The 24192-nt window shown below is 39.1% G+C and carries 26 protein-coding genes; 17 read left to right on the top strand and 9 right to left on the bottom strand.

All coding sequences use genetic code 11. The features are described from left to right. Nucleotides 1–40 precede the first annotated feature (40 nt). The 6 genes from EBF12_RS03970 to EBF12_RS03945 all read left to right on the top strand — a co-directional run bounded on the left by EBF12_RS03970 (nt 41) and on the right by EBF12_RS03945 (nt 5027). Nucleotides 41–1324, top strand: a complete 1284-nt coding sequence (locus tag EBF12_RS03970; protein ID WP_121726512.1) for a citrate synthase — start codon at nt 41–43, stop codon at nt 1322–1324. 59 nt (nt 1325–1383) lie between these two features. Next, nucleotides 1384–1920, top strand: coding sequence for a 50S ribosomal protein L25/general stress protein Ctc (locus EBF12_RS03965; protein WP_002957034.1), 537 nt, complete (start codon nt 1384–1386; stop codon nt 1918–1920). Continuing rightward, nucleotides 1920–2651, top strand: coding sequence for an aminoacyl-tRNA hydrolase (gene pth / locus EBF12_RS03960; RefSeq protein ID WP_121726511.1), 732 nt, complete (start codon nt 1920–1922; stop codon nt 2649–2651). Before EBF12_RS03965 ends, pth begins: the two co-directional genes overlap by 1 nt. Next, entirely contained in the window at nt 2648–3724 is a 1077-nt protein-coding gene (locus EBF12_RS03955) for an LptF/LptG family permease (RefSeq protein WP_121726510.1), read from the top strand. Before pth ends, EBF12_RS03955 begins: the two co-directional genes overlap by 4 nt. A 75-nt stretch (nt 3725–3799) precedes the next feature. Then, nucleotides 3800–4480: a F0F1 ATP synthase subunit A gene (locus EBF12_RS03950; protein ID WP_121726509.1), complete on the top strand. Its 681-nt coding sequence runs from the start codon at nt 3800–3802 to the stop codon at nt 4478–4480. Beyond that, complete coding sequence (locus tag EBF12_RS03945; RefSeq protein WP_121726508.1) at nt 4467–5027, top strand: thiamine phosphate synthase; 561 nt, start codon at nt 4467–4469, stop codon at nt 5025–5027. Before EBF12_RS03950 ends, EBF12_RS03945 begins: the two co-directional genes overlap by 14 nt. Here the strand turns inward: EBF12_RS03945 and EBF12_RS03940 are convergent. From EBF12_RS03940 to EBF12_RS03935, 3 genes are all read right to left on the bottom strand, one after another. Continuing rightward, nucleotides 5024–6265, bottom strand: a complete 1242-nt coding sequence (locus EBF12_RS03940; RefSeq protein ID WP_244196349.1) for an LTA synthase family protein — start codon at nt 6263–6265, stop codon at nt 5024–5026. The genes EBF12_RS03945 and EBF12_RS03940 overlap by 4 nt on opposite strands. Before the next feature lie 18 nt (nt 6266–6283). After that, nucleotides 6284–6760 (bottom strand): hypothetical protein, encoded by a 477-nt coding sequence (locus EBF12_RS11690; RefSeq protein ID WP_244196348.1) that lies wholly within the window; start codon nt 6758–6760, stop codon nt 6284–6286. An 85-nt stretch (nt 6761–6845) separates the two neighbouring features. Continuing rightward, nucleotides 6846–7175, bottom strand: coding sequence for a hypothetical protein (locus EBF12_RS03935; protein WP_121726507.1), 330 nt, complete (start codon nt 7173–7175; stop codon nt 6846–6848). Nucleotides 7176–7298: 123 nt separating this feature from the next. On the opposite strand from EBF12_RS03935, the gene EBF12_RS03930 reads away from it, so the two are divergent. Together EBF12_RS03930 and EBF12_RS03925 are read left to right on the top strand one after the other, a co-directional pair. Further along, complete coding sequence (locus EBF12_RS03930; RefSeq protein WP_121726506.1) at nt 7299–8423, top strand: DMT family transporter; 1125 nt, start codon at nt 7299–7301, stop codon at nt 8421–8423. A gap of 69 nt (nt 8424–8492) precedes the next feature. Next, nucleotides 8493–8807 (top strand): TRL-like family protein, encoded by a 315-nt coding sequence (locus tag EBF12_RS03925; RefSeq protein ID WP_121726505.1) that lies wholly within the window; start codon nt 8493–8495, stop codon nt 8805–8807. A gap of 62 nt (nt 8808–8869) precedes the next feature. Here EBF12_RS03925 and EBF12_RS03920 read toward each other — a convergent pair whose 3' ends face one another. The 3 genes from EBF12_RS03920 to EBF12_RS03910 form a co-directional block, all read right to left on the bottom strand. Beyond that, entirely contained in the window at nt 8870–9664 is a 795-nt protein-coding gene (locus tag EBF12_RS03920) for a polysaccharide deacetylase family protein (protein ID WP_121726504.1), read from the bottom strand. Then, nucleotides 9657–11450 carry a Na/Pi cotransporter family protein gene (locus EBF12_RS03915; RefSeq protein WP_121726564.1) on the bottom strand — a complete coding sequence of 598 codons (1794 nt, stop codon included), beginning with the start codon at nt 11448–11450 and terminating at the stop codon, nt 9657–9659. Before EBF12_RS03915 ends, EBF12_RS03920 begins: the two co-directional genes overlap by 8 nt. Nucleotides 11451–11558: 108 nt before the next feature. Continuing rightward, a complete protein-coding gene (locus tag EBF12_RS03910; RefSeq protein ID WP_121726503.1) occupies nt 11559–12464 on the bottom strand; it encodes an AEC family transporter in 906 nt (301 codons plus the stop codon). 197 nt (nt 12465–12661) lie between these two features. On the opposite strand from EBF12_RS03910, the gene EBF12_RS03905 reads away from it, so the two are divergent. Next, on the top strand, nt 12662–13762 hold the full coding sequence (locus EBF12_RS03905) for an Mrp/NBP35 family ATP-binding protein (protein WP_121726502.1): 1101 nt from the start codon (nt 12662–12664) through the stop codon (nt 13760–13762). A 251-nt stretch (nt 13763–14013) separates the two neighbouring features. On the opposite strand, the gene EBF12_RS11685 is transcribed toward EBF12_RS03905, so the two are convergent. From EBF12_RS11685 to EBF12_RS03895, 3 genes are all read right to left on the bottom strand, one after another. Next, nucleotides 14014–14685, bottom strand: a complete 672-nt coding sequence (locus EBF12_RS11685) for a hypothetical protein (RefSeq protein WP_244196346.1) — start codon at nt 14683–14685, stop codon at nt 14014–14016. Nucleotides 14686–14916: 231 nt separating this feature from the next. Next, complete coding sequence (locus EBF12_RS11680; RefSeq protein WP_244196345.1) at nt 14917–15165, bottom strand: hypothetical protein; 249 nt, start codon at nt 15163–15165, stop codon at nt 14917–14919. Nucleotides 15166–15203: 38 nt separating this feature from the next. Next, nucleotides 15204–15608 (bottom strand): hypothetical protein, encoded by a 405-nt coding sequence (locus tag EBF12_RS03895; RefSeq protein ID WP_121726501.1) that lies wholly within the window; start codon nt 15606–15608, stop codon nt 15204–15206. Between the two features lie 125 nt (nt 15609–15733). Here EBF12_RS03895 and lysA point away from each other — a divergent pair, with 125 nt between their 5' ends. From lysA to EBF12_RS03855, 8 genes are all read left to right on the top strand, one after another. After that, a complete protein-coding gene (lysA, locus tag EBF12_RS03890; RefSeq protein WP_121726500.1) occupies nt 15734–16987 on the top strand; it encodes a diaminopimelate decarboxylase in 1254 nt (417 codons plus the stop codon). Then, on the top strand, nt 16988–18067 hold the full coding sequence (gene pheA, locus EBF12_RS03885; protein ID WP_121726499.1) for a chorismate mutase: 1080 nt from the start codon (nt 16988–16990) through the stop codon (nt 18065–18067). It abuts the gene before it with no gap. Nucleotides 18068–18079: 12 nt separating this feature from the next. After that, the gene (locus EBF12_RS03880; RefSeq protein WP_121726498.1) at nt 18080–19009 is read left to right on the top strand and encodes a DUF2156 domain-containing protein; all 930 of its coding nucleotides are present in this window, start codon (nt 18080–18082) and stop codon (nt 19007–19009) included. Beyond that, nucleotides 19006–19809, top strand: a complete 804-nt coding sequence (locus EBF12_RS03875; protein WP_121726497.1) for a glycoside hydrolase family 25 protein — start codon at nt 19006–19008, stop codon at nt 19807–19809. The genes EBF12_RS03880 and EBF12_RS03875 overlap by 4 nt, the downstream gene beginning before the upstream one ends. A gap of 11 nt (nt 19810–19820) precedes the next feature. Further along, nucleotides 19821–20855, top strand: a complete 1035-nt coding sequence (locus EBF12_RS03870) for an alpha/beta fold hydrolase (RefSeq protein ID WP_121726496.1) — start codon at nt 19821–19823, stop codon at nt 20853–20855. Nucleotides 20856–20971: 116 nt separating this feature from the next. After that, a complete protein-coding gene (locus tag EBF12_RS03865; RefSeq protein ID WP_121726495.1) occupies nt 20972–22159 on the top strand; it encodes a DUF455 domain-containing protein in 1188 nt (395 codons plus the stop codon). A gap of 10 nt (nt 22160–22169) precedes the next feature. Continuing rightward, nucleotides 22170–23303, top strand: a complete 1134-nt coding sequence (locus EBF12_RS03860) for an acyl-CoA dehydrogenase family protein (protein WP_121726494.1) — start codon at nt 22170–22172, stop codon at nt 23301–23303. Between the two features lies 1 nt (nt 23304). After that, nucleotides 23305–24162, top strand: a complete 858-nt coding sequence (locus EBF12_RS03855; protein ID WP_121726493.1) for a phosphate/phosphite/phosphonate ABC transporter substrate-binding protein — start codon at nt 23305–23307, stop codon at nt 24160–24162. Nucleotides 24163–24192: the final 30 nt, after the last annotated feature.

Genomic DNA, 24192 nt, shown 5'->3' with positions numbered 1-24192 from the left:
AGGGCGATTTAGATTCCAAATCTTACATAAAGGAGATGTTATGGCAACCATTACGCTAACAAATAACGCAACAAAAGAAAGCTTTGATTTTGAGCTGATTGAATGCACGAGAGGTCCAAAAGCGGTGGATTTTTCCAAGCTTTTTGAACGCACAAATATTTTCTCTTATGATCCGGGCTATGGCTCAACGGCTGGGTGTAAATCTACGATTAGCTACATTAATGGTAAAGAGGGGGAGCTACTCTATAAAGGCTTCCCGCTGCAAAAGCTTGTAGAGAAGTATCAATTTACCGATGTGTGTAAGCTTTTGATTACAGGTGATGCACCAAATAATGGTGCAGAATCTAAGGAGTTTGAAATAGAGCTTATGCATAGGAGTTTCCTGCACGAGGGGCTTATTAATATCTTTAATGCTTTCCCGGACACTGCTCACCCTATGGCAAATCTATCTGCTGCCCTTTCGGCTCTTTCTACATTTCACTTTCATCACTTGGATATGAGTAATGAAGAGGAGCGACAAGTAATGGCAAGACGCGCTATTGCTAAGATTCCAACGCTTGTGGCGTTTGCGTATAGACATTCGCTTGGGATTCCATATATTTACCCTGATGTGGAGCGTGGCTATGTGGAAAACTTCCTGTATATGCTTCGTGCGTATCCGGGCGGAAAAATGAAGCAAACAATTAGCGGTCCAGCTGAAATTACGCCTTTAGAGGTTGAAGCATTGGATAAAATTTTCACACTTCACGCCGATCACGGACAAAATGCTTCCACAACAACGGTGCGTAATGTCGCTTCAACCGGAGCACACCCTTATGCGGCGTTGAGTGCTGGGATCAATGCGTTGTGGGGAGCAGCACACGGCGGAGCAAATGAAAAAGTGCTTGATATGCTTAATGAAATTGGCGATGCGAAAAATGTGGATAAATTTATCGCTAAGGCAAAGGATAAAAATGATCCATTTAGGCTTATGGGCTTTGGGCATAGGGTGTATAAAAACTACGACCCACGCGCGAAGATTCTTAAAAAGCTTAAAGATGACTTGGACGCTAAGGGAATCAAAATGGATTCACGCTTGAGTGATTTAGCACATAAAGTGGAAGAAGTGGCGTTGAATGATAGCTACTTTGTAGAGAGAAATCTCTATCCAAATGTGGATTTCTACTCAGGGATTATTCTTTCTGCGTTGAAGATTCCTGTTTTACTCTTTACACCTATTTTTGTTATTGGAAGAATGCCCGGCTGGTGCGCACAGCTCCTAGAGCATATTAAAGATCCAACAACAAGAATCACACGACCTCGCCAAGTTTATATCGGGGAATAAAGTGTCTTTAAGGGTTTTTAGCTATAATGCGACCCTTAAATTTTCAAAAAGGACTGGCAATGTTAGAAGGACAAATTAGAGAGAGTATTTCAAAATCTCAAGCAAAGGCTTTGAGGAATGATGGTTATCTAATTGCAAACATCTATGGCAAGGGACAAGAGAATATCCATTGTGCCTTTAAGTTGAATGATTTTATCAAGGCGGTGAAACACAAAAGTACATTGATTTTCCCTGTGAAAGTCGATGGAAAGACTTTAGATGTTGTAGTTCAAGAGTATCAAAAAGATCCTGTTACAAATACGATTATCCACGTGGATTTGCTTTTAGCTCAAAAAGGCGTAGTGAGTAAATATAAAGTTCCTGTGAGCGTAAAAGGCAGTGCAAAGGGGCTTAAGAATAAAGGTGTGCTATTTATTTCCACAAAGCGTATTAGCGTAAAATGCACAGCTGAAAAGCTTCCTAATACTTATGAACTTGATGTGAGTGATTTAGATGTAGGGGATTCTATCCTTATCCGTGATTTGCCACAGCTTGATGGTGTCAGTGTGCTAAATCGCCCTTCTGTTGCAGTTGTTGGAGTGATTAAAGCAAAATAATGTCCGCCCTTCTTATTGCGGGGCTTGGCAATCCGGGTGTCAAATACGAGAAAACTCGGCATAATGTCGGGTTTATGGTGCTTGATTTTTTATCAAAAACATTGGGTTTTGATTTTGCTTTTGATAAAAAGTTTAATGCTGAACTTGGAGTGCTAAAAGCCTATAATCAAACGCTGTATTTTTTAAAACCTCAAACTTTTATGAATCTTTCTGGAGAGAGCATAGCTCCTTTTACTCGGTATTTTCAGCTTTCAAAAGTGCTTGTTATACACGATGAGTTAGATATTCCTTTTGGTGATATTCGCTTTAAATTTGCAGGCTCAAGTGGCGGACACAACGGGCTAAAATCCATTGATAACACGATGGGGAATGAATATGTGCGTTTGCGTTTTGGCATTGGCAGGAGTGCTACACAAAGTGTGGTAGATTATGTGTTGAGTGATTTTAACGCTCAGGAGATGAAACAACTTGATATACTTATGCCACATTTGCAAAAGGCAATTTTGGATTTTGCACAGATGAGTCAAGATAGCCTAAAAGACATTGCCTTAGCGTTGCAAAATCGTTTTAGTATCAATACAAAAGGGAAGTTTGCAAAACAAACCGCACACAATAAATCACAAGCCCAAGATCCTGCTAATCTTTTAGATTCTAAACATATTTCTTTGTCGCCTAGCAAGATAGAATCTAGTCTTAATTCTTCGCGTGGTTGTGGGGGTGGCGAGAAATGATTGTTCGTTTTGTGGGGTTTTATTATCTCAAGTATTTTCTTATCATTTTTTTGGGCTTGGAGGGATTTTTTCTCGCGATTGATACGCTCAAATATGTTGATGAGTTGCCAGATTCTGCAAACTTGTTAATTTTATTTTTGTTTTATGATGGGATTTTTGCACTCACTTATACTTTGCCCATCTCACTTGTTTTATGCTCTATTATGTTTTATATGGCATTTCTCAAAAGCTCCCAGCTCACCGCCCTTATGGCTCTAGGCTATTCAAAGCGACAGATTCTAGCTCCTTTGCTTTTTATTTCAAGCTTACTGACTATGGGGTTTATTGGGCTGAATGCTACACCATTTGCGTATGCAAAGGAATATGCAGAATCTATCATCTATCAAAATGCACAAAATATTCGCGAGAATCTATTACTAAAAAGTGGCGATGAATACATATTCTTACGCAAACTTTATCCATTATTTGATGGCGAAGCAAGGGCGGAGGGTATTAAGGTTTTTACCCTAGATAAAAATGGCAATTTAGTTGCATATCACGAGGCAAAAGAGGCGTTTTTTGAAAAAAATGTGTGGGTTTTAAAAAAGGCTAGAAGCGTGGATATTACAGATTCTCCAACACTTGGCGAGAAGGCTTTGGAGGTAAGTCTAAAGGAGGAGCTTGAGATTCTTAAAGGCTTTAGCTCAAAGGTGCTTGAGACAATCGCCCAAGATAAGCCAATAGCCTCTATTGTTGATGCTTTTGCTTCATTGAAAATTGCCAAAAAGCAAAAGGTGAGTTCGGACAAAATACGCGGAATCTTGTATGGGTTACTTGTGATACCATTTTTTGTGCCTTTGTGTATTGCAATTATTGCCTATTATATCCCCTCGTTGCATAGGTATGGGAATCTTACGCTTATTAGTTTTGTAAGTATTATTGCGGCTTTGGCAATATGGGGCGTGTTTTTCTCGCTCTCACAGCTGAGTGTTGCTGGGCTTGTGTATCCTGAAATAGGCTTGTTGCTACCTATGGGGATTTTGTGTGCGGTGTTTATGTGGCATATTTGGCATTTGAATGAAAAATTTTCATAAGATTATAAAGTTTAAAGCAAAACTAACAAAAAACTTGGCATAATCTACACCATCTATAATGAAAAGGGCGTTACTATGGATAATAGAGTTTTTACTTTTGCTGGTCTAATTAATGGCGATCACGATTTTATTATTGGCTTTCATACATTGCTTGTGGCGATCATCATTTTGATTCTCGCACGCGTTGCTACACACAGAATGCAGGTTGTCCCAAGTGGCATACAGAATGTGTTTGAATATATCATTTCTGGTATCATCTCGTTTGCCAAGGATATTGTGGGTGAGGATATTGCTCGTAAATATTTTCCACTTGCTGCAACTATCGCGTTTTTGGTGTTTTTTGGCAATGCTATTGGCATTATCCCGGGCTTTGAATCTCCCACTTCAAGCTGGAGCTTTACACTTGTCTTAGCTCTTGTTGTCTTTTTCTACTATCACTTTGAGGGGATACGCGCTCAAGGTATTTTCAAATATTTTAAACATTTTATGGGACCTGTATGGTGGTTAGCTCCACTTATGCTTCCTGTTGAGATTATCTCGCATTTTTCTCGTATTATCTCGCTTTCTTTCCGTCTTTTTGGGAATATTAAGGGTGATGATATGTTTTTGCTTGTTATGCTGATGCTTGCCCCTTGGGTTGTGCCTGTAGCACCTTTTGCTATTCTTACTTTTATGGCATTGCTTCAAGCATTTGTCTTTATGATTCTTACTTATGTGTATATTCACGGCGCAGTAGTCGTGGATGAAAACCACTAGTTTTATCTCTATTCTCATCACGCCTTGCATTGACAAGGCGTATTTGCAAAATCTTCCATTATATGCAGAATCTGCTTCTTGGCTTATGCATCGCCATACTGATGGTGAATTTATTGATGATTTTTTAGAGATTACTCGCCCTTTGTCTCATAAGACACTTTTGCTGAATCTGCCTTTTGCAAGCCCCAATCAAGCCATTGCTCTATCATCAAGATTTGATGGTGTGCATTTAAAATCTAATCTTTTAGAGTTTATTACTCCATTAAGGAGTTATTTTTTGCATAATAAAATTATTGGATATAGCGCACATAGCGTTGATGAGGTAGAATCTGCACTTGCTTTTGGGGCAGATTATTGCACGCTTAGCCCTATATATCCTAGTTTAAATAAAGGCACATCTTTGGGCTTAGAGACTTTAAAAAATCTTCCTCAATCTTTACGCTCTCACATCGTGGCACTTGGTGGTATAAAGAGCCAACATATCCACGAGCTTATGAATCTAGAATTATTTGGCTTTGCAGGGATTAGCTATTTTCTAGAATCTTAGCGTGGATTCTGCCCATTCTCTTCTTTGGCTTTGTGGATTTGCCACAAAATAGAGTAGTTAAAAAGTTCGTTATAAAGTGTAGCAAAATCTTTTTTCTCTTTAGGGTCAAAATGCTCATTTGTTGAGCGTAGTCCAAAGTATTTTTTAGAATCTTTGCTTACCTGTGAAACTTGCCACAAATATCCTGCTTCAGTTGGAATAGGGTAGATTCCATTATTATCAATCCACACTGAAGCATTAAATCCAAAGGCATATTTGTCATTATCTTTTTTTGCAAGCATATTTCTTCCACCAAGACTCATATATGTCGCATTTGAAAGACTAAGCTCATATAAAGTTGGCAATATGTCCTTGTGCCAACCCACGCGAGATGAGTCATAAAGGAGATTTGCTCTATAAGCTTGTGGCACATAAATGTAAAAAGGCACACTGCAATATAGAGCTTTGTCTGTGATAGGGTTATCCCCAAAATCCCTTATGCGATGATCACCTGTTGCACTTACAATGGTATTTTTGGCAAGATGTGAGCGTTTGATTTCGCTCACAAACTCCCCAAAAGCGTCATTGGCATATTGAAAGAGTTGTGTGGCGAGATTGAATCTTGCTTGAGATTGTGTTGTAATTTTTGAAAGAAGCTCATTTGGTAATGAGATGGGCTTAGGGGTGTAATTATGCGGAAGCTGGTAGGGCGGATGATTACTTGTTGTTAAAATGGCGATGAAAGTTGGCTTTGTGGCATTATCTAAAATTTCAAATGCAAGTTTGTAGGCATACTCATCAGGCACACCATAAGCACTTTTATCGTGTTTGCTTTCAGGATACTTATCCATTAGTGTAATGGCATCATAGACTTTATGCGCTCCTTGAATCTTGGTGTAGTCCCCAACACCACGCCAAGAGGCATAACCGGAGGTGATATAGATAGTCTCATAGCCTGAATCTGCATAGATTCCAAAAGGATTGTAAGGAAGCTTGATATTTTTTGCGTTGCCAAGTGAGATTTGAGCATCAGGAGCATTAAAGAAAAGTCCTACCAATGAGGCAGCTGTGCCATTTGCCCCACTTAAAAAGCGATAGAATACAAAATCAGATTCAAAATGCTCTCTCAAAGACCCAAGCAAATCATTTTTGTCTAACTCATCATACACAAGCATATTTGTGCCAAAACTCTCCATAAGATTTAAAACAATATGCGGCGGATTATTGCGTAAAAAGCTAGAATCTGCTGTGGTATGCAAAAGCGGAAAGAGTCTTCCTTACAGTGATTCACCCTTTTGCACATCAGGCTTTGCAAAATGTGTATCAAGCTTATAATTTGTCCTTGCCCAGTCAAATGCAATAAGCGGATTTGTGCAAAGGTGATTAAAAAGTGGCAATGGTGAGATGTTATGATTATTTTCTGATATGGGATAAGTCCCAAGTGAGCCACGAGCGGCAATAAAAAGCAATATAATAAAACAAATATGTATAATCACATAAGCAAAAAGCGTGATTGTATTGAGAGTAATGCTAAGTTTGTGCTTGAAAAAGTCATATTTGAGTGGAATCTTATAAGCAAAAAGCATGATAAGCCCACACAGCAAATCAGCCAAAATCCCCCATACAATGGGATAATCCTGCCACATAATGGATAAAACTGCCAAAGTGTCATCATCTTTTAACCCAAAGATGAAAATATCAATCTTACTGCCATAAGTGCGGAAGTAGTAGAAATTCACAATAGCAGCTATCATAAATACAAAGCCTAGCAAAAACGCATAACACAAAAAGAAAAAGGAAAAGAAGCGGGAGAAAAATGAAGTTATAAGTACTAGAATCTTAGAATCTTGTTTTGCCCCCCCCCCCGTTAGCTAAAAAGCAAAGCATTTTAAGCACAGATTCTATGATATAAGCAATGAGCTTTAACCCCACAAAAATCAGCATCGCAATGCCAATGCTACGCATATCAAGTTTAAAACCCATAAACCACATTGCATAAAAATCTTTGTGTTCCCATAATTCTTGTGGAATGTAGTGTAGCACCATTATGCCCCTAGCACAAGTGCAAAGTATAAGCAAAATCAACATAAAACCAAGTGTTTGAAAAAGTGTCGTGTAGCTTAGCATATTTGCAAAAGTTTTATTTATGCGTGTTTGTGAGATTGACATCAAAATCCTTTGGGCTAAATGTGCAAAATTATAGCGTATTTTATGCTACAATTTTGCGAAAAAAAGAGCCAAAAAAGTTTTGTAAAGTCGTTTCAAAAGCCTTGGCATTAGGGATATTGTAGAATGGAAGTTGTGCGGGTTATCTTAGATTCTGTATTAAAATTTTGTCAAATTCACAAAAAGCAAAACATCATTCAAACTCCCCAACTTGTAGCGAACCATTCTCAAACTCCCCATTTTTTAACTAGCCCCTTAAGTCCTATCCCAAATCTAGCAAACACAGAATTTAACCCCACAGATTCCAACGGATTAAAAACCCAAACTCTAGAATCTAGCCAACAAAATAAGCCCCAAAACATCAAAAAGCCCCCCAAGCTCCCAAAACTCCCCCAAAGCCCCAGCTTTTTTATTATCTTAGCTTTATTGGCGGAGAGTTTTATTATTTATGCAAGTGTGCTTGTAAAGCTCACAGATATGTCGCCTATCAATTTGGGATTTTATCGCATAGCCTTGGCACTGCCTGTTTTTTGGCTTATGGCAAATACGCGTAGGAATGTGTTTAAGATTCCATTAAAAGACATTGCTTTTATGATGTTGGCAGGGATATTTTTTGCCTTTGATTTATTGTTTTTTAATATCGCATTGCGTCATACAAGTGTGGCAAATGTGAATCTTTTTGCTTCTTTGGCGTGTTTTATCCTTATGCCTATTGGCATTTTTTTCTTTAAGGAAAGATTCAAAAAAAGTCTTTTAATCGGGGCTATTGTCGCATTTGTTGGGATTTTTATCTTAGTTGGAGGCAAGGGGGAGCTAAGTGTAGCAACGCCATTTGGGGACTTTATGGCGTTTTTAAGTGTGCTGTGTTATAGCTGTTTTTTGGGTGTGATTTACTCACTGCGAAAGCGGTATGGGACTTTGGAGATTATGTTTTTTGCCTGTATTGGTTCAAGCCTTATGCTTTTAGCCCTTGCTTTGATTTTTGAGGGCTTTGAAGTGCCAAAGGATATGAGAGATTTTGGGATAATCGCCCTTATTGCGTTATGCGGACAAGTGATTGGACAGGGATTTTTTAACTATATTTTAGGCAAGGTCAATACGCAAACCTCTTCGATCTTATTGCTTTTTTCACCTATAATCGCCGCTTTAATGGGCTTTTTTATACTTGGTGAAAAGCTTGGAATGTTTGAGATTCTGGGTATTTTTGTAATTATCTTTGGTGTTTTTGTGGCAAAAAGAGAGAATTACTAGGAGCGTTTTTTTTTATAATGGAGCTACCCACTAGATTTATAAAGTGTGGAATTTCCTTAAGGAGTTTGTATGAGAAAGCTTATTTTGGCTTTAGGTTTAGGTGGCTCTATGGCGTTCTTCGCAGGTTGTTCTGTAGCTGGAACAGCACCGGGTATGCTTTATACAGGTAATAGCACACCGGGGACTGCTACTTCAGCAAGTGGAGCTTCAAAAGAAGGAAGTGCAACTTGCAGCAATATCCTTGGTCTTGTAGCTATTGGTGATTGCTCTGTTGATACTGCGGCAAAAGCTGGTGGTATTTCTCAAATCAAAAGCGTAGATTCTAAGAATTTTGGTATTCTTGGACTTTACTCTACTTCAACAACAATTGTTAAAGGAAACTAATCTCCTTTGGCAAACACTCCCTCCTTTTGGGAGTGTAGATTCTATACAAAACTCTTTTTTAATCATTCTAACTTTTTAAAACTAAAGCCCTTTTGTTGCAAAAGTGGCACGACCTCTTTAAGTCCAGCTAATGTTTCACTTTTTGGTTTATTAAAATGATAGATAAGAATTGAGCCATTTTTAACTTTTTTGACTTGTTTTATGATTGTCTCTTTTGAAAAAGTCGCCCCACCATCGCCTAACACATCAAAGCCACCAATTTCATAGCCCAAATCTTTGGCGATACTTACTGCCACTTCATCATAATACGCCGTGCCAGAGCGGAAGTATCTAGGGTGTTTGCCGGTGAGTTCAAAAATGCGTCTATCATTGCCCATTATCTCATCATATACGCCTTGGATAGAATCTGTGCCTTTAATATGGTAGATTGACTTGCCATTGACACTTAGCGGACGATGGAGTGTGCCGTGATTTTGGATTGAAAAAAGTGGATTGTGAGCTAGGGCTAAAAAATCCTGCTCGTGCTTGTCAATCCAGCGTGAGTTAATAAATAATGTCGCTTCAATTTTGTTTTCGCTCAAATAATCAATCAATGCCTTGTCATACGCCCCACTACACGCATCAAAGGTGAGATAAACCACAGGTGAAGATTCACTAGGCAGAAGTGAAGTAATGCCCTCTATATTCTCTCCCCAAAGTTTTGGCGTAATGTTGGCATATTTAACTTGTAAAGATTCTAGGCTTGGAGGCTCTTTTGCGATTTGCTCCTTTTGCTTTTTTTGTGTGGTAAAAAGCAAGATTCCTATACAAAGTAAGATTGCAGCACTTAGGCTAAAAATAATGAGCTTTTTATTCACTCACACTCCCATCATTGATATTTTTTTCTAGTTCATTTTGATTTTCATCAAGCTCAAGCCGTGTTTTTTGAATCTGTATCATCGCATTGGCAAGTTCTTTGGCGATATTATGGCTAAAGCCTACAGCATTAAGGAGTGATGTTCCGCTAGGCACACTGATTTCTTTTTTGCTTAGCATAGATTCTATATTGAGAATAGAATCTTTATCAATCCTTTTAAAAGCTTTTTTTTGTGCCTTGAGTTTGACAATGGCTACTTGTGGGTGCAACTCCTCATCAATATTAATCTCTTCAATACTACGCAAAAGTATGGCAAGGTGTGTTCTTAGAGCATTGTATTCATTAGAGAGAATTTGATTTTTGGAAAGACTATTTTTTTTGAGATTGGGCTGTAAAAGCTCCATATTTTTAATGGCTTCAACAATGTGGCGTGAAGCAGAAGTAAGCATAGCAAACTTATAGATATAGACTTTATCCTGTGTGTGGGCTTGCACTTCTGTGGAAAAATCAAGTATGGCATTAAAAAGCACCTTGATTTTTTTAATATAAAAAATCTCAATATCCACATCTTCTTTTGCCCATATACGAGCCTTTAGCACATCATCTATTTTATCTTGGCTTTTTATATCTTGGCGTGAGAATCCAAGTGCGTGAGAGATAAGCTCAAAGGCATTTTCATACAAATGATACACTTCGTGTGTCAGAGCGATGAAAGCGGTGTCTTGATACTGCACAATCGTATCATTGACATATAAAGGCTTATCAACTTGTGAATCTTTATCTTTCATTATAGATTCTAAAAGCGTGGCGATTTTGGGTATAAGAGGTAACATCAGCACCACGCCTACAAGATTGAAAAGTGTGTGAAACACAGCAATACGCAAAACACTATTTTCTTCTAAGCCCAAAAGTGTGGAGATACTACTATTAATCAGCACAAAATAATCAAATGTCGCAATCACAAGCAGGACAATGCTAAAGTTAAAAATACAATTTGCCACAGCTAAACGCTTACCATCAATATTTGTGCTAAGTGAGACAATAACAGCAGTCATCACACCCCCTACACTTGTGCCAAGTGTCGCTGCAAGGGCATTTTCATAGCTCATACTTCCAGCGGCAAAAGCGGAGATAATGATTGTAAGTGTGGCGTGAGAGCTTTGCACGATAGCTGTCATTAATGCACCTAATCCCACAAAGAGCAAAACCCCATATAGTCCCTCCATAGAGTATTGCGAAAAATCAACAACTTCTTTATACTCCTCAAAACCATCTTTGATATACCCAACACCCAAAAAGAAAAAACCAATACCGATGAGAATCTGCCCTATGCCCTTACTTGCTTTTGAGCTTTGAAAATTAAATAGTACTCCGCCAACAATAAGTGGCAAGGCAAGAGCGGAGATTTTCATACCGCTAACCCCTGCAATAAGCCACGATCCCGCACTATTACCAAGATTTGCTCCAAACATCACACCTATACCTTGAGTAAGACTTAAGAGTGCTGCGGAGACAAAAGAGATTGAAAGCACGGAGACTAAAGAAGAGCTTTGCATAACCGCAGTAGCGATAGTCCCAAAAGTGATACTTTTTACAGCAGTGCTTGTGGAACTTGTAAGGAGATTTTCCAAAAAGCCGCCATTAAAAACGCGAAAACCACTCCCAAGACTTAACATACCAAAGAGCAAAATCGCAAGTCCAGCACTGACATTTGTTAAAGCATCGCTTGTGGATACAAGATAGATAATCGCCACGATACATAAAGGAATAAGGTATTTTTGAAACATAATCGCCCCCCCAAATTTTGCCATTATTTTATTTGCTATCAAAGTTTCTATCACATTGTAGCCTTAAACGCTAAATGTTTAATGCTCCACTGAATGTAAAATGCCAAATTATGCGAAAAATAACCACAAAGGCACACTGATAAAGCTAAGCAAGATTCCAAAAGCAATAGCACTCACCGCAAGTTTGGCATTTAGCCCAGCTTTAATAACAATCGCCCCAGCACTCACAACAGGAGGCATTGCCACTTCAATAAGTGCCATACGCCATAAATCGTTAAACCCTCCAAACCCTACAACCACAAAGATAAAAAGCAAAAGCGGAGCGATACACATTTTGCCAAAAAGTAAAAGGGCAGTGAGCTTCCATTCTTGCTTAATCATTTGCAGACTCATCTGCACCCCAATGGCAAAAAGTGCCACGGGCGTAGCGGTTTGAGCAAGACTTTTAAGAGGTAAAAATAGCTCATCAGGAATCTGCAAGGGCAGGGCTTTGAGTGCTAGTCCAAAGAGCAGGGCAAGAAAAAGTGGGCTTTGAAAAAGTCGCAATGCCACAGCTTTTAATCCAAAACTCCCCTTGCCCCCAAGGCTCAAAATAAAAGGAGCAAAAAATGCAATAGGAATGCCTGTAACGATTTGGTCATAAATGATGACTTTGTTAGCATAAGATTCACCCAATGCTCCATTGACAATAGGCAATCCCAAAAAGAGCGTATTGCCAAATGCTCCCATAAAGCTCAGTGTAATGAGAGAATTTCTCTCTAATTTTAGGGCTTTGCCAATGCCAAAAAGTGCCAATCCACCACTGATAGAGCAGACAAAGCTCACAATACACACAAGAAAAAAGTCCATATCCAAAGTAGCGTGATATGTGCCATTAAAAATCTGTGCAGGAAGTGCGAAGTTGAGTAAGAATCCAAGCAAGATTCCACTCTGTTTGTTTCCAACAAGTCGCAAAAGCTTTGCTATGTAGCCGATAAAAATAAAGACACATACACTATAAATCGCAAGAAGCATTGTGGAAAAATCCTTGAGAATCCTTAAAGGTAAGTTGGGCTAGATTCTAGCGTAGATTCAATAATCTTTTGTCTGTTTTTTAAGAAAAATTGTTTAATGAGAAGTTAAATTTTACTTGTTATAATCCACCGCCTTGTCCCATTAAGGATTCCCCAAAAGTCCTTGATGATAAGGAATACAACTTAAAAGGATTGAATATGCTAACTCAAGAACAAATCACACAGAATCTAAAAAATGTGATTTATCCAAATTTTTCAAAAGACATTGTGAGTTTTGGGTTTCTTAAAGAAGTGAAGGTAAGTGATGAGGGTGTATATATCCGCATAGATATTCCCTCAAGCACACAAGAAGTCATTGATACACTGAAAATTGAGGTGCAAAAACAGCTAGATTCTCTACTGCAAGGACAGAATCTAAACTTAGAGATTAACCCCCCAAAACCCGCTCCAAAGCCAGAGCCAAAGACAAAGAATCTTGCCCCACATATCAAGCATTTTGTAATGGTAAGCTCAGGCAAAGGCGGTGTGGGTAAATCCACAAGCAGTGTGAATCTTGCCATTGCTCTAGCACAGCAGGGCAAAAGAGTAGGGCTACTTGATGCGGATATTTATGGTCCAAATATTCCGCGAATGCTAGGGCTTAATGCCACAAAGGCAGAAGTCAATGAAGCACAAAAAAAGCTTATCCCTCTCAAAGCCTTTGGTGTGGAGATGATGAGTATGGGCGTGCTGTATGATGAGGGGCAGAGCCTTATTTGGCGTGGTCCTATGATTATGCGAGCCATTGAGCAAATGCTAACAGATGTGCTGTGGAGTGAGCTTGATGTGCTTGTGATTGATATGCCACCGGGCACGGGCGATGCACAGCTTACACTCGCACAAAGTGTGCCGGTGAGTGCAGGGGTTATCGTAACAACTCCGCAAAAAGTCAGCCTTGATGATAGTGCAAGAAGCCTTGATATGTTTGATAAGCTAAAAGTGCCAATCGCGGGACTTATTGAGAATATGAGCGGATTTATCTGCCCTGATTGTGGGAAAGAATATGATATTTTTGGCAAAGGCACAAGTGAGGATTTAGCTAGTCAGTATGGCACAAGCACACTTGCCCAAGTCCCGATAGAGCCTAAAGTGCGTGAGGGTGGAGATAGTGGAAAGCCTATTGCGTTTTTTGAGCCAGATTCTAAAAGTGCTAAGGCGTATATGCAAGCCACAGTAAAACTTCTAAGCTTTTTAGAAAAAGTCTCATCGCAGAATCTTGCGGATAATAAGGACATTCAGCCTACGCAGCACAAGCATTAAGTCAAGTTTTAATGAGAATAAATCTAGCATAGATTCTATGCTAGATTTTGTATTTTTGCGTGAATCTTAGAATAAATTTGCCAAAATTTAAAATGCGTTTTTTTGTATTGTGTAGGCTTTAGATTCTCATTAAAAAGGGCAAAAATGAAAAATACAATGCAAAAAATAGCAGTTGGGCTTGTGGCAGTCCTATCGCTTATCTTGGCACTTGTGGGTTGTAATGATTACAAAAACCTGCAACAACAGGGTTATTAATCTAGGCTTTGTATTATAAGTGATAAGTAGATTCTAATTCGCACAGCAACATTGTCTTTTCTTGACATTCTTGCTGTCGCTTTGCTTTTGTCTCTTTTTAGCTCTTTATCGTATTCTGCCTTGTGGCGTAAGAGTATGCCACCTTGACAAGCTCCCTCTGCGGCAAGGTATGTGCGTAATATAGCATAATGCACAGATTCTAAGTTTTGACACGGATAGGCAAAGAGTGAATTAAGCTCATCTTTGTTTTCACAAAGTTTAGAAAAGATAGCCATTGTTTCTTGCTTTTGTTTAAGAAAGTTTGTATTGAGCTTTTCAAGGTCATACAAAGTCTCTAGGGTTATAAAATGCCCCTTGCTTTGTGTGGATTCACGCATTCTTTGACATACCTGCTTTGCTTGTTCTTCGCTCCATTTATCACTCTCTGCAAATGGGAGGATTTCATCCGTAGAATGAGCAAAAGTAGAATCTGCTAAGTTTTTATCATACTTTGCTAGAAACGCACCATATAATGAGCCTAATGGGTGATATGTCTGCATATAGGAGATGAGATTATCATACTTGAGACAGGAAGCAAGTAGGGCATTATCAATAGATGAGGGGCGAGTATATTCTTTTTTTGCGAAAATTGTAAGATTCCACTTCATAAATACTATGTGAAAGAGCAACGCAATGCTCTTTATGATTTTGCTCTGCTTGGGATAAATGTGAGCTATGGTAATGCACAAGGCTTTGTATAGATAAGAAAAGTTGGCGACTTGACTTGAGAAGCAGTTTTAAAGGGTGCTTGGCGGGATTTTTAGAATAATTTGTGCCAAAAATATCAGTGTTATCACAAAGGCTTATATATTGTGTGTAAAGCTCTCTTTCTCGTTTTCCCCACTGCTTTTGTTGAATCTTTAGTCTCTCTGTGTTTTTGCCCCAAATGTGATAAATGGGTGCATAATGCCAATTATCCTATCGCACACTTCTTGCACACCATTGTTGCAGAGATTTTGAGCAGTTATGCCATTTTGTGCTTGAAGATAAGAATCTTGAATGAATAAAATCTCATAAGGGCTAAAATTTTTTATAGCAAACTCCAATGCTTGAGTGTAACTACACAACACCACAATATATAAAAATGAGATTTTAAGTAGATGTCGCATACAAGCCCATTAATGCTAAGTCTAAAATCCTTTAGAATCTAAATATCTCTTGCATCAAGGGCGCGATTGAGCGTTTTATTAAGATCTCGCTCTAAGTCAGGGTTAAGCTCCCTTAGACGCTCTTCTGTGTGTATGATAAGCTCTGTTGAAGTGTTTCTATGAACGGTAATAGCAAAGAGAAAATTTTTCTTACGATAATCGCTCAAATCAAGCTCATCATAATGCTCAAAAAACATATCCACTGCTTTGGTAAGCTTTAGTATATTACTTTTTGGACTATCTAAAATCTTCATAATCTCTTCTATGCTGACTTTTTGTTCTTGCTCTTTGAGTTCTACTTTTTTGGGTGCAGGACCAAAAAGCCACAACGCCACAAGTAACACAAATAAAGCCACGCAAAATATACTCACAAGTATAAATACACTATCAGGGGACAATGACATAAAAATCCTTGAATCTAAAGAAGTTGAGCGTGATTTTAACATAATATTATGCTAATATAGCTAAAATTCTCCCCTTAGGATACTAAAACACAATGATTTGATTTTGTCAAAATGATGGAGCATAGATGAAAGATATAGACTACAACGCCCTTGCACAAACCTATCAAACACCACTTTATGTATATGATTTGCAAAAAATTTCTTCAGCTTTTTTGAGTTTAAAAGATGCGTTTAGAGCGAGAAAATCGCTTATTTGCTATGCGTTAAAGGCAAATTCCAATCTCTCTATTATCCATCATTTAGGCACTTTGGGTAGTGGGGCGGATTGCGTATCTATTGGAGAGGTGAGGAGGGCATTAAGGGCTGGGATACCAAAATATAAGATTATTTTTAGTGGTGTAGGAAAGCAAGATAGCGAGATTCAAGAGGCGTTGCAAAGTGATATTTTATTTTTAAATGTGGAGAGTGAGAAGGAGCTACAACGCATAGAATCTATTGCAAAAGCCCTTAATAAAGTGGCGAGAATCTCCATTCGTGTGAATCCCAATATTGATGCTAAAACGCACCCTTATATTTCTACGGGTTTGCACGAGAATAAATTTGGTGTAGATATACAACAAGCCAAAGCGATGTATATTTTTGCTAAAAACTCTTTATATATTGAGCCTGTTGGGATTCATTTTCATATCGGCTCACAGCTTACAGATATAGAGCCAATCCGCCAAGCTGCAAAAAAAATCGCACAACTTGCTCATAGTTTGATTGCTCTAAAGATTGATTTGAAGTTTTTTGATGTGGGCGGAGGGATTGGCATACGCTATGAGAATGAGAATCTCATTAGCCCTTATGATTACTCACAAGCGATTTTAGAGGCATTGTATGGGCTTGATTTGACTATTATTTGTGAGCCGGGAAGATTCTTAGTAGGGGAGAGTGGCGTGTTGCTCACTCGTGTTTTGTATGAAAAGTATAATGGTGATAAACGCTTTGTAGTTGTAGATGCGGCGATGAATGATCTTATGCGTCCTACGCTCTATCACGCCAAACATAAGGTTGAATGTTTTGACAAGCAGGATTTAGAATCTACACCTTGTGATGTGGTGGGTCCCATTTGTGAAAGTGGAGATTACCTAGCTAAAAATATTATGCTTCCTCCGCTTGCACACGGCGATTTATTAAAGATTGAAAATGTAGGTGCGTATGGGTATAGTATGGCAAGTAACTACAATACGCGTTTGCGTCCGGCTGAAGTGGCGGTGCAAAATGGCAATGCAAGACTGATTAAAAATCGTGAGCGTTTTGAGGATATTATCAGTGATGAGGAAAAGCTGCTTGAAAATGTAGGGCATATAGATTCACACAGCAAGGGAGAGCTATAAATGGCGAAGTCTTTACTTGAGCTAAGAGAACAGATTGATGCTATTGATGATGGTATTTTTGAGTTATTACAAAAGCGTATGGCACTTGTAGCAGAAGTGGGAGCATTAAAACACAAACAAGGTGGGGCAATCTACCGCCCAGAGCGTGAGAGAGAGATTATTGAGCGGTTAGGAAAGGCAAAAAGTAAATATCTTGATATTCGTGCGATTGAGGCGATTTATCAAGAGATTTTTGCGATTTCTCGTAACCTTGAGCTGCCTGAAAAAGTAGCTTTTTTGGGTCCCATTGGGAGCTATACACATCAAGCAGCAGAAGAGCGATTTGGTGCTATGAGTGAGTATATACCGCTTAATACCATTAGTGCAGTATTTGAAGCCCTTTCACACAAACGCGTTAAATACGGCGTGATACCGCTTGAGAACAATACAAATGGTATGGTTGGAGAGAGTATTGATCTACTCGCAAGGTATGATTTTAAGATTATAGCTGAAGTGATTTTGCCTATCCACCATAGTTTTTTGAGTAGTTGTGAGCATTTGGGCGAGATTAAAAAGATATTTTCAAAAGATATTGCATTTGGGCAGTGTCAAAAATTCCTTAACGCACATAATCTACACCATATTGAGCAAATCCCTACAGATTCCACAGCAAGGGCGGTGCAGCTAGCCGCAAGTAGTCCGCATAGTGCGGCTATTGGCTCAAAAATAGCGGGCAAACTCTATAATTTACCCTTGATGTTTGAGCATATTGAGGATACACAGCATAATAAAACGCGTTTTGTGATTGTGAGTGATTTTAGCAACGCACCAAGTGGGAATGATAAGACTTCATTGTTTGTGAATCTAAAACGCAAAGATGAGGTGGGAGATTTGTTTAGATTACTTGGGGATTTTGAAAAAGAAGGCATTAATCTTACAAAGATATATTCTCGCCCTGTGCGTGATAATGGGGATTTTAAAATGGGCTTTTTTATTGATTGTCAAGGGCATTATGAAGATGAAGCGTTGCAAAGGCTATTTGCTAAAAGGAGAGAAGAGATAAAGTGGCTTGGAAGTTATATTTTTGCTGATATACGATAAGGGGCAGATTTTATGGGATATACTATGGAATATACAAAGCTTGATTTAAGCCATAAATCGCTACTAGAGCCTTTCACAAAGCAAAGTGGGCGGTGGCTTTCAGATACAAATTTTACAAATATGTTTATGTGGCGGCATTCTAGGGAGATTTCATTTTGTGTGATTCAAAATCAGCTTATTATTCAAACACAATACCCACAGCAGACGCCATTTGTGTTTTATCCATTAGGGCGGGGCGAGAAAAAGCCCATAATCAATTTGCTTATAGATTATTATGCGACTTTGGGACTAGCCTTAGAGTTTCACTCTTTACAAAAAGATGAAGCAGAATCTTTGCAGAGAGATTTTCCTGAACGCTTTGAATTTACCCAAAGACGCGATAGGTTTGAGTATATTTATAATACACAAGAGCTGATTGAATTAAGTGGTAGAAAGTTTCATAAGAAAAAAAATCATCTCAATCGTTTCTATCTTCAATATCCTAATGCGTGTTTTGAATCTTTGGGAGCAGAAAATTTAGATGAGGTTTTATCTGTAAATAATCAGTGGTTTAATGCCGCTATGGAGGCAAATATGGAGGCAAAACAGGGTGAGCGTGATGAGGGATTGTATTATGAGAATCTAGGCATTAATGATGCGTTGGCAAACTTTGAGATTCTAGGTTTGAGCGGTGGATTACTGCGAAATGAGGGGGAGATTATCGCTTTTAGTTTTGGTGAAGAGCTAGATTCAAAAATGGCACTCATTCATATTGAAAAGGCAAATATTACTTTTAGCGGGGCGTATCAGGCTATCAATCAAGCCCTTTTAAAAAATAAGTTTGCCCATTGTTTGTATGCTAATCGCGAGGAGGATTTGGGCATTGAGGGGTTGAGAAAGGCAAAGCTCTCCTATCAGCCAAGCTTTTTGCTTGAAAAATATGATGCGAGATTGAGAGTATGAATCTTAAAGGCGTGTTTGCTAAGATTTTTCATATAGGCAAATATGCTACGCGTTTATTTGTGGTAATCGCTTTAGCTCTTGTATTTTTTGTCTTACAGCATAATGGGCTTGTGTGGTTTAATATGCCAAGTGATAAGAGCTATCCTATAAAAGGGGTTGATGTATCAGCTCATCAAGGGCATATCAAATGGGAGATTCTAAAAAGTCAAAACATTACATTTGCTTTTATCAAAGCTACAGAGGGTAGCACTTGGGTGGATAAACGCTTTGCATATAATTTTGAAGAGGCAAGAAAGCAGGGGCTATATGTAGGGGCATATCACTTTTTTAGCTTTGATAGCTCTGGGCTTACACAAGCACAAAATTTTATCGCTAATGTCCCAAATGTAGTAGATTCTAAGGCTTTACCACCGGTTGTAGATGTGGAGTTTTATGGCTCTAAGGCAAAAAATTCTCCATCTCCACAAAAAGTTTATAATGAGCTTGACACGCTCCTTTTAGCCTTAGAAAAGCATTATAAGATAAAGCCTATCATTTATACAACGCCAAGTTTTTATGATATGTATTTGCGTGGGCGGTATGTGGAGAATCCGCTGTGGATTCGCTCTGTGTTTTTTGCACCAGATTCAATGTGGGCAAGATTATTTAATGTGCATTTTGAATCTTGGAGTTTTTGGCAGTATGACCCACAAGGTGTGCTAAAGGGCTATTCTGGCGGGGAGAAGCACATTGATTTGAATGCGTTTAATGGTGATGAGAAAATGCTCAGATCGTGGCTAGAGCAACAGAGAAAACATTAAAGGAGAGTGTGATGCAAGTGTATAAAAATAAGAGTTTTATCTCAAATCAAGATGGGTTAGAGATTTTTTATGATGTGTATATGCCAGAAGTGCCAAATACTCTGCTTATTCAAATCGCACACGGAATGGTGGAGCATAAAGACCGCTATGAGTGGGTTGGCTCATATTTAGCCCAGCGTGGGTTTATTGTTGTGATAAATGATCATCGCGGACACGGAAAAAGTATTGATACATTGCACCCTTGGGGCGAGATGAATGGGCTAGATTCAAAAACTGCAACTACAGAATCTAGCGGATTTCTCAAAGCTATTATGGATATGCACCAGCTTACACTTTTAGCTAAGGAGCATTTTAAACCGCAAAAATATGTGCTTTTGGGGCATTCTATGGGCTCACTCCTTGCACGAGGCTATGTGAAGCAATATCACCACGAGCTTAATGCCCTTATCCTTTCTGGCTCTCCAGCGTATAATCCATTGGCATTATTGGGAGCAAGTCTAGCTAGAATCTTGCAGGTGTGTGGCTTAGAATCTGTGGGTAAAAAGTGGATAAACGCACTCTCTTTTGGCGGATTCAACAAACCATTTTTACACAATGAGGGAGAGGATAATACGAAAGGAGGCTTTGCGTGGCTATGCCGAGATAAGGCGGTTGTAGAGGCTTATAAGGCTGATAGTGCGTGTCAGTTTGTATTTAGCTTGGAGAGTTTTATTGGGTTGTTTAAGGGTATGGCGTGGGTGAATAAAGCTGACAGAGATGAAGCTAAAGTTAAGGCTCATATAGGGCAGAATCTACCTTTGCTTATTATCAGTGGGAATAAGGATAGTTGTGGGAATTTTGGCGTTGGGGTAGAAAAAATTGCACATCAATATAGGCTTTGGGGCTTTGATGTGAGATTAAAACTCTATGAGGGTGCAAGGCACGAGATTCTAAATGAGATTAACAAGCAAGAAGTGATAGAGGATATTGTGGAGTTTGTAATGGGTTTATTTGACAATGTTGCCGAATATATGGATAAAGCGGAGAGTGGCAACCGAGCTATTTGAAACTAAGCAACTTTAAAAATATTTAAGCCAAAATTAAATAAGATTCTCTCTTAGCTTTCCGTGAGAAAGAAAACAAGTCTTCAAAATCTTGTAGAGCCTAATTTAAAAGTTTTTGTATGCAAAAGTCTTGTGTGTTTATGGGTGAGATGCCGCTTGGTGCATTCTTTTTTATGCGTCTTGAAAATGCTTTTTTGCTCTCTTCTCAAGGAGCGGATATTGAGCTTATAAGCGATTTTGACAATCTTGAAAATGACATAAGAATGTGGTGTCGCTTTAAGGGTGAAGAGTTTATTTGTAAGCAAAAAATAAGCCAAGATTCAGAATCTAAGGGCAATTTTTTGTATCTTATGCGTAAAAAATCGCTCACAAGATTCCAAAAGTTTGATACCAAATCGCCCGCCCCAGCAATGCACGGATTAGCCCCAAATGGTGTGCAAGTGGAAGTGGCAAGTCCAGAATATCACTTTACATATTTGCACGATAATGAGATTTGGAGCAACAATGTAGCCCAAATTTATGAAGATTCTAAAAATGCACAATGGAATGCTTCAAGTGATATTTTGTGGCAGGAAATGCCACGATTTAGCCCAGAGCTTGAGTTTGCCATTGCTCAAATTATGACTTATCTTACAGAAAATGAGTTTTCAGCCCTTTATATTCCTAGCCGTTTTTTGGGGCAGATTTCACCATTTTTTACCGCTGTGCCGCTGCTGCTTTCTAGTATTATAGGCGATGAAAGTCGGCATATTGAATCTTTTATCAAACGAGCAAATGTTACAGGGCTTGGGGTGCAATATTCCACGCTTACCACACAGCAGAGTTTGTTTAGCTTGTGGAATGAAAAGGATTATTTTAAATCAAGCTTTTTATTACACATTATGGGGGAGGGGACTTTTATTGATTTACTAAAATTTTTAGAAGATGGCTTTAGAGATTTAGGCGATGAGCCAAGTGCAAAAATGCTTTCATTAGCAAGAAAAGATGAGGCAAGGCACGTAAGCTATGGTATAGGGAATGTGAAGCATACTTTAGCTATCAATCCTGCCAAAGTCTTTGCACTCAAAGATGTTGTGTTTAGGCGAAAGAATTATCTAGATTCACAAAGTGCTGAATCTTCTCTTTTGCTTGAATCTATGGCAGTTTTGAAAGGTGGAGGGAAAGAGCGTATGGCTCAAGGTTTTGATGAGGTTATGGAGCTGAAAGCAAAAATGGAGAGAAACCGCACAAGAAGGCTTGTTGAATGTGGGATTGATGAGGATTTGGCTGTTGATTTAAGCAAGGCTCACACGCCTAATTTTATGTAAAGGAAGTGTAATGTTAGATTTAGAAAACATTGAAAGTTTAAGCTTGGAGTTTGGGCGAAAATATGTAGCCCCCTATGCAGATGCTATTGACAAAGAGGCGAGATTCCCAAAGGAAGCCTACGCTGAGCTAAAAAAGCAAGGATTCACAGGACTGCTTGTGCCAAAAGAGTTTGGCGGAAGTGGTGGCAACTGCCAGAATCACGCTTTGGTTTGCTATAACATTGCTCGTTTTGATGCATCAAGTGCGTTGTGCTATATGATGCATAATGTTGCCACAGCGGTGCTTTGTGCTTTTGGCACTTTGAAGCAAAAAGAGGAGTTTTTGCCACAAATTGCTAAAGGGGAGATTACTTTTGCTCTTGCATATAGTGAAAGCGGTTCAGGCACACATTTTGGCTCACCTGATATTACTGAAACAACTGATGGGGCATTTAGAATCCTTAATGGGCGAAAAAGCTTTGTAACTTCTGCTGAAAAGGCAGATTACTATCTCACTTATACAAATTCCTGCGAAGTGAGTGGTGGGAAAAATAACTGGATTACGCCAAATAGTTTGCAAGGGCTTATCCACGAAGAGGGCGTGTGGAATGGGCTTGGTATGCGTGGGAATGTCTCAAAGCCCGTGCGTTATGAGAATGTGAGACTAGAGACAAAGCGTTATTTACTAGGCAGAGATGGCGAGGGGGGAACTCACGCTGGGCTAGTGGCGATGTATTTTGTCGTGGGGCTTGGAGCTGTGTATAGTGGAGTTGGACAAAGTGCGTATGAATGTGCGTTAAATCATTGTAAGAGTAGAAAATACACTGATGGTAGCTCACTAGCGGATAAGGAATTAGTGCGGATTCACATTGCAAATCTTTACACCAAGACACAAAGTCAAATCGCCCTTGTTAAAGAAGCGGCAAGGGCATTTGATTGTGGGGATTCTAACGCGGCGTGCAAGATTTTTGCAAGTAGGATTAATGCTACGGAGCTTGTTATGCAGATTTGTGAGTTGGCTATGCGGCTTGGCGGTGGGAAAGCATATAGCAAGTTATTGCCACTAGAGCGGTATTTGCGTGATGCGATGGCAAGTCAAGTTATGGCACCTAGCCTTGATGTATTGCAAGTGTGGCTAAGTGATGCACTTTTAGCAAAGGAGTAAAATGAGACATATTATTGTAGGAGCGGTGGCGTATGCACCGCAAATTGTGCCGATATGGGATATTATTAGGGAATATGCAAATGCGTATTTTAAGGATATTCGGTTAGATTATGTGCTTTTTAGCAATTATGAGCGGCAAGTGCAATGGCTTATGGAAAAAAAGATTGACATTGCGTGGAATACAAATGTCGCTTATATCCGCACACAAGTGGCAAGTGATAATGCCTTTAGAGCTGTGCTTATGCGTGATACGGACATAGGCTTTCAAAGCGTGTTTGTTACAAGGGAAAATGGCGTGAAAGATTTGCAGGGTTTGCAGGGCAAGAAGTTTGGGCTTGGGAGCTTAGATTCAGCTCAGGCGGCGATTATGCCTTTACATTTTTTGCAAGATTGCACTTTGACATTACAGGAGATGTCAAGTTTAAGTGAATCTGCTCCAAGTAATGCGGTAGGCATTTATCGCTTTAATAGCGATGTGGGGAAGCACGGCGATACGGGCAGGAGTGAATTTGATGTGCTAGATAAAATACGCAGTGGGGAGCTTGACGCGGGGGCTATTGGCTCTGGCACTTGGGCTAGAATCTTGCAAGAGGGCAGTTATAGTGAGCTAAAAAACTTTTATGTAGGAGCGGAGTATTGTCATTGTAATTTCACGCTTTCAAAAGACTTTGACAAGGGCTTAAGGGACGCATTTGTGGAAATGATGCTCTCTCAAAATGCACGAAAATCAGATTCTAAAATCGCACATATGATGAGCTTGGAAGGCTTAAATGAGTGGGTTTTGTGTGATGAAAAGGCATTAAAGGGCTATGAGATTATTTTTGAAGCGATGAAAAAACAGAATCTGCTTTTTGTGTAAAGCTTGTGTTGTGGGTTTTGCGGTGTTGTG

The sequence above is a fragment of the Helicobacter labetoulli genome (assembly GCF_003670275.1).
Lineage (GTDB): Bacteria > Campylobacterota > Campylobacteria > Campylobacterales > Helicobacteraceae > Helicobacter_C > Helicobacter_C labetoulli.
Note: the sequence above shows the minus strand (reverse complement) of the source record. Positions and strands in the feature narration are given on the sequence as shown.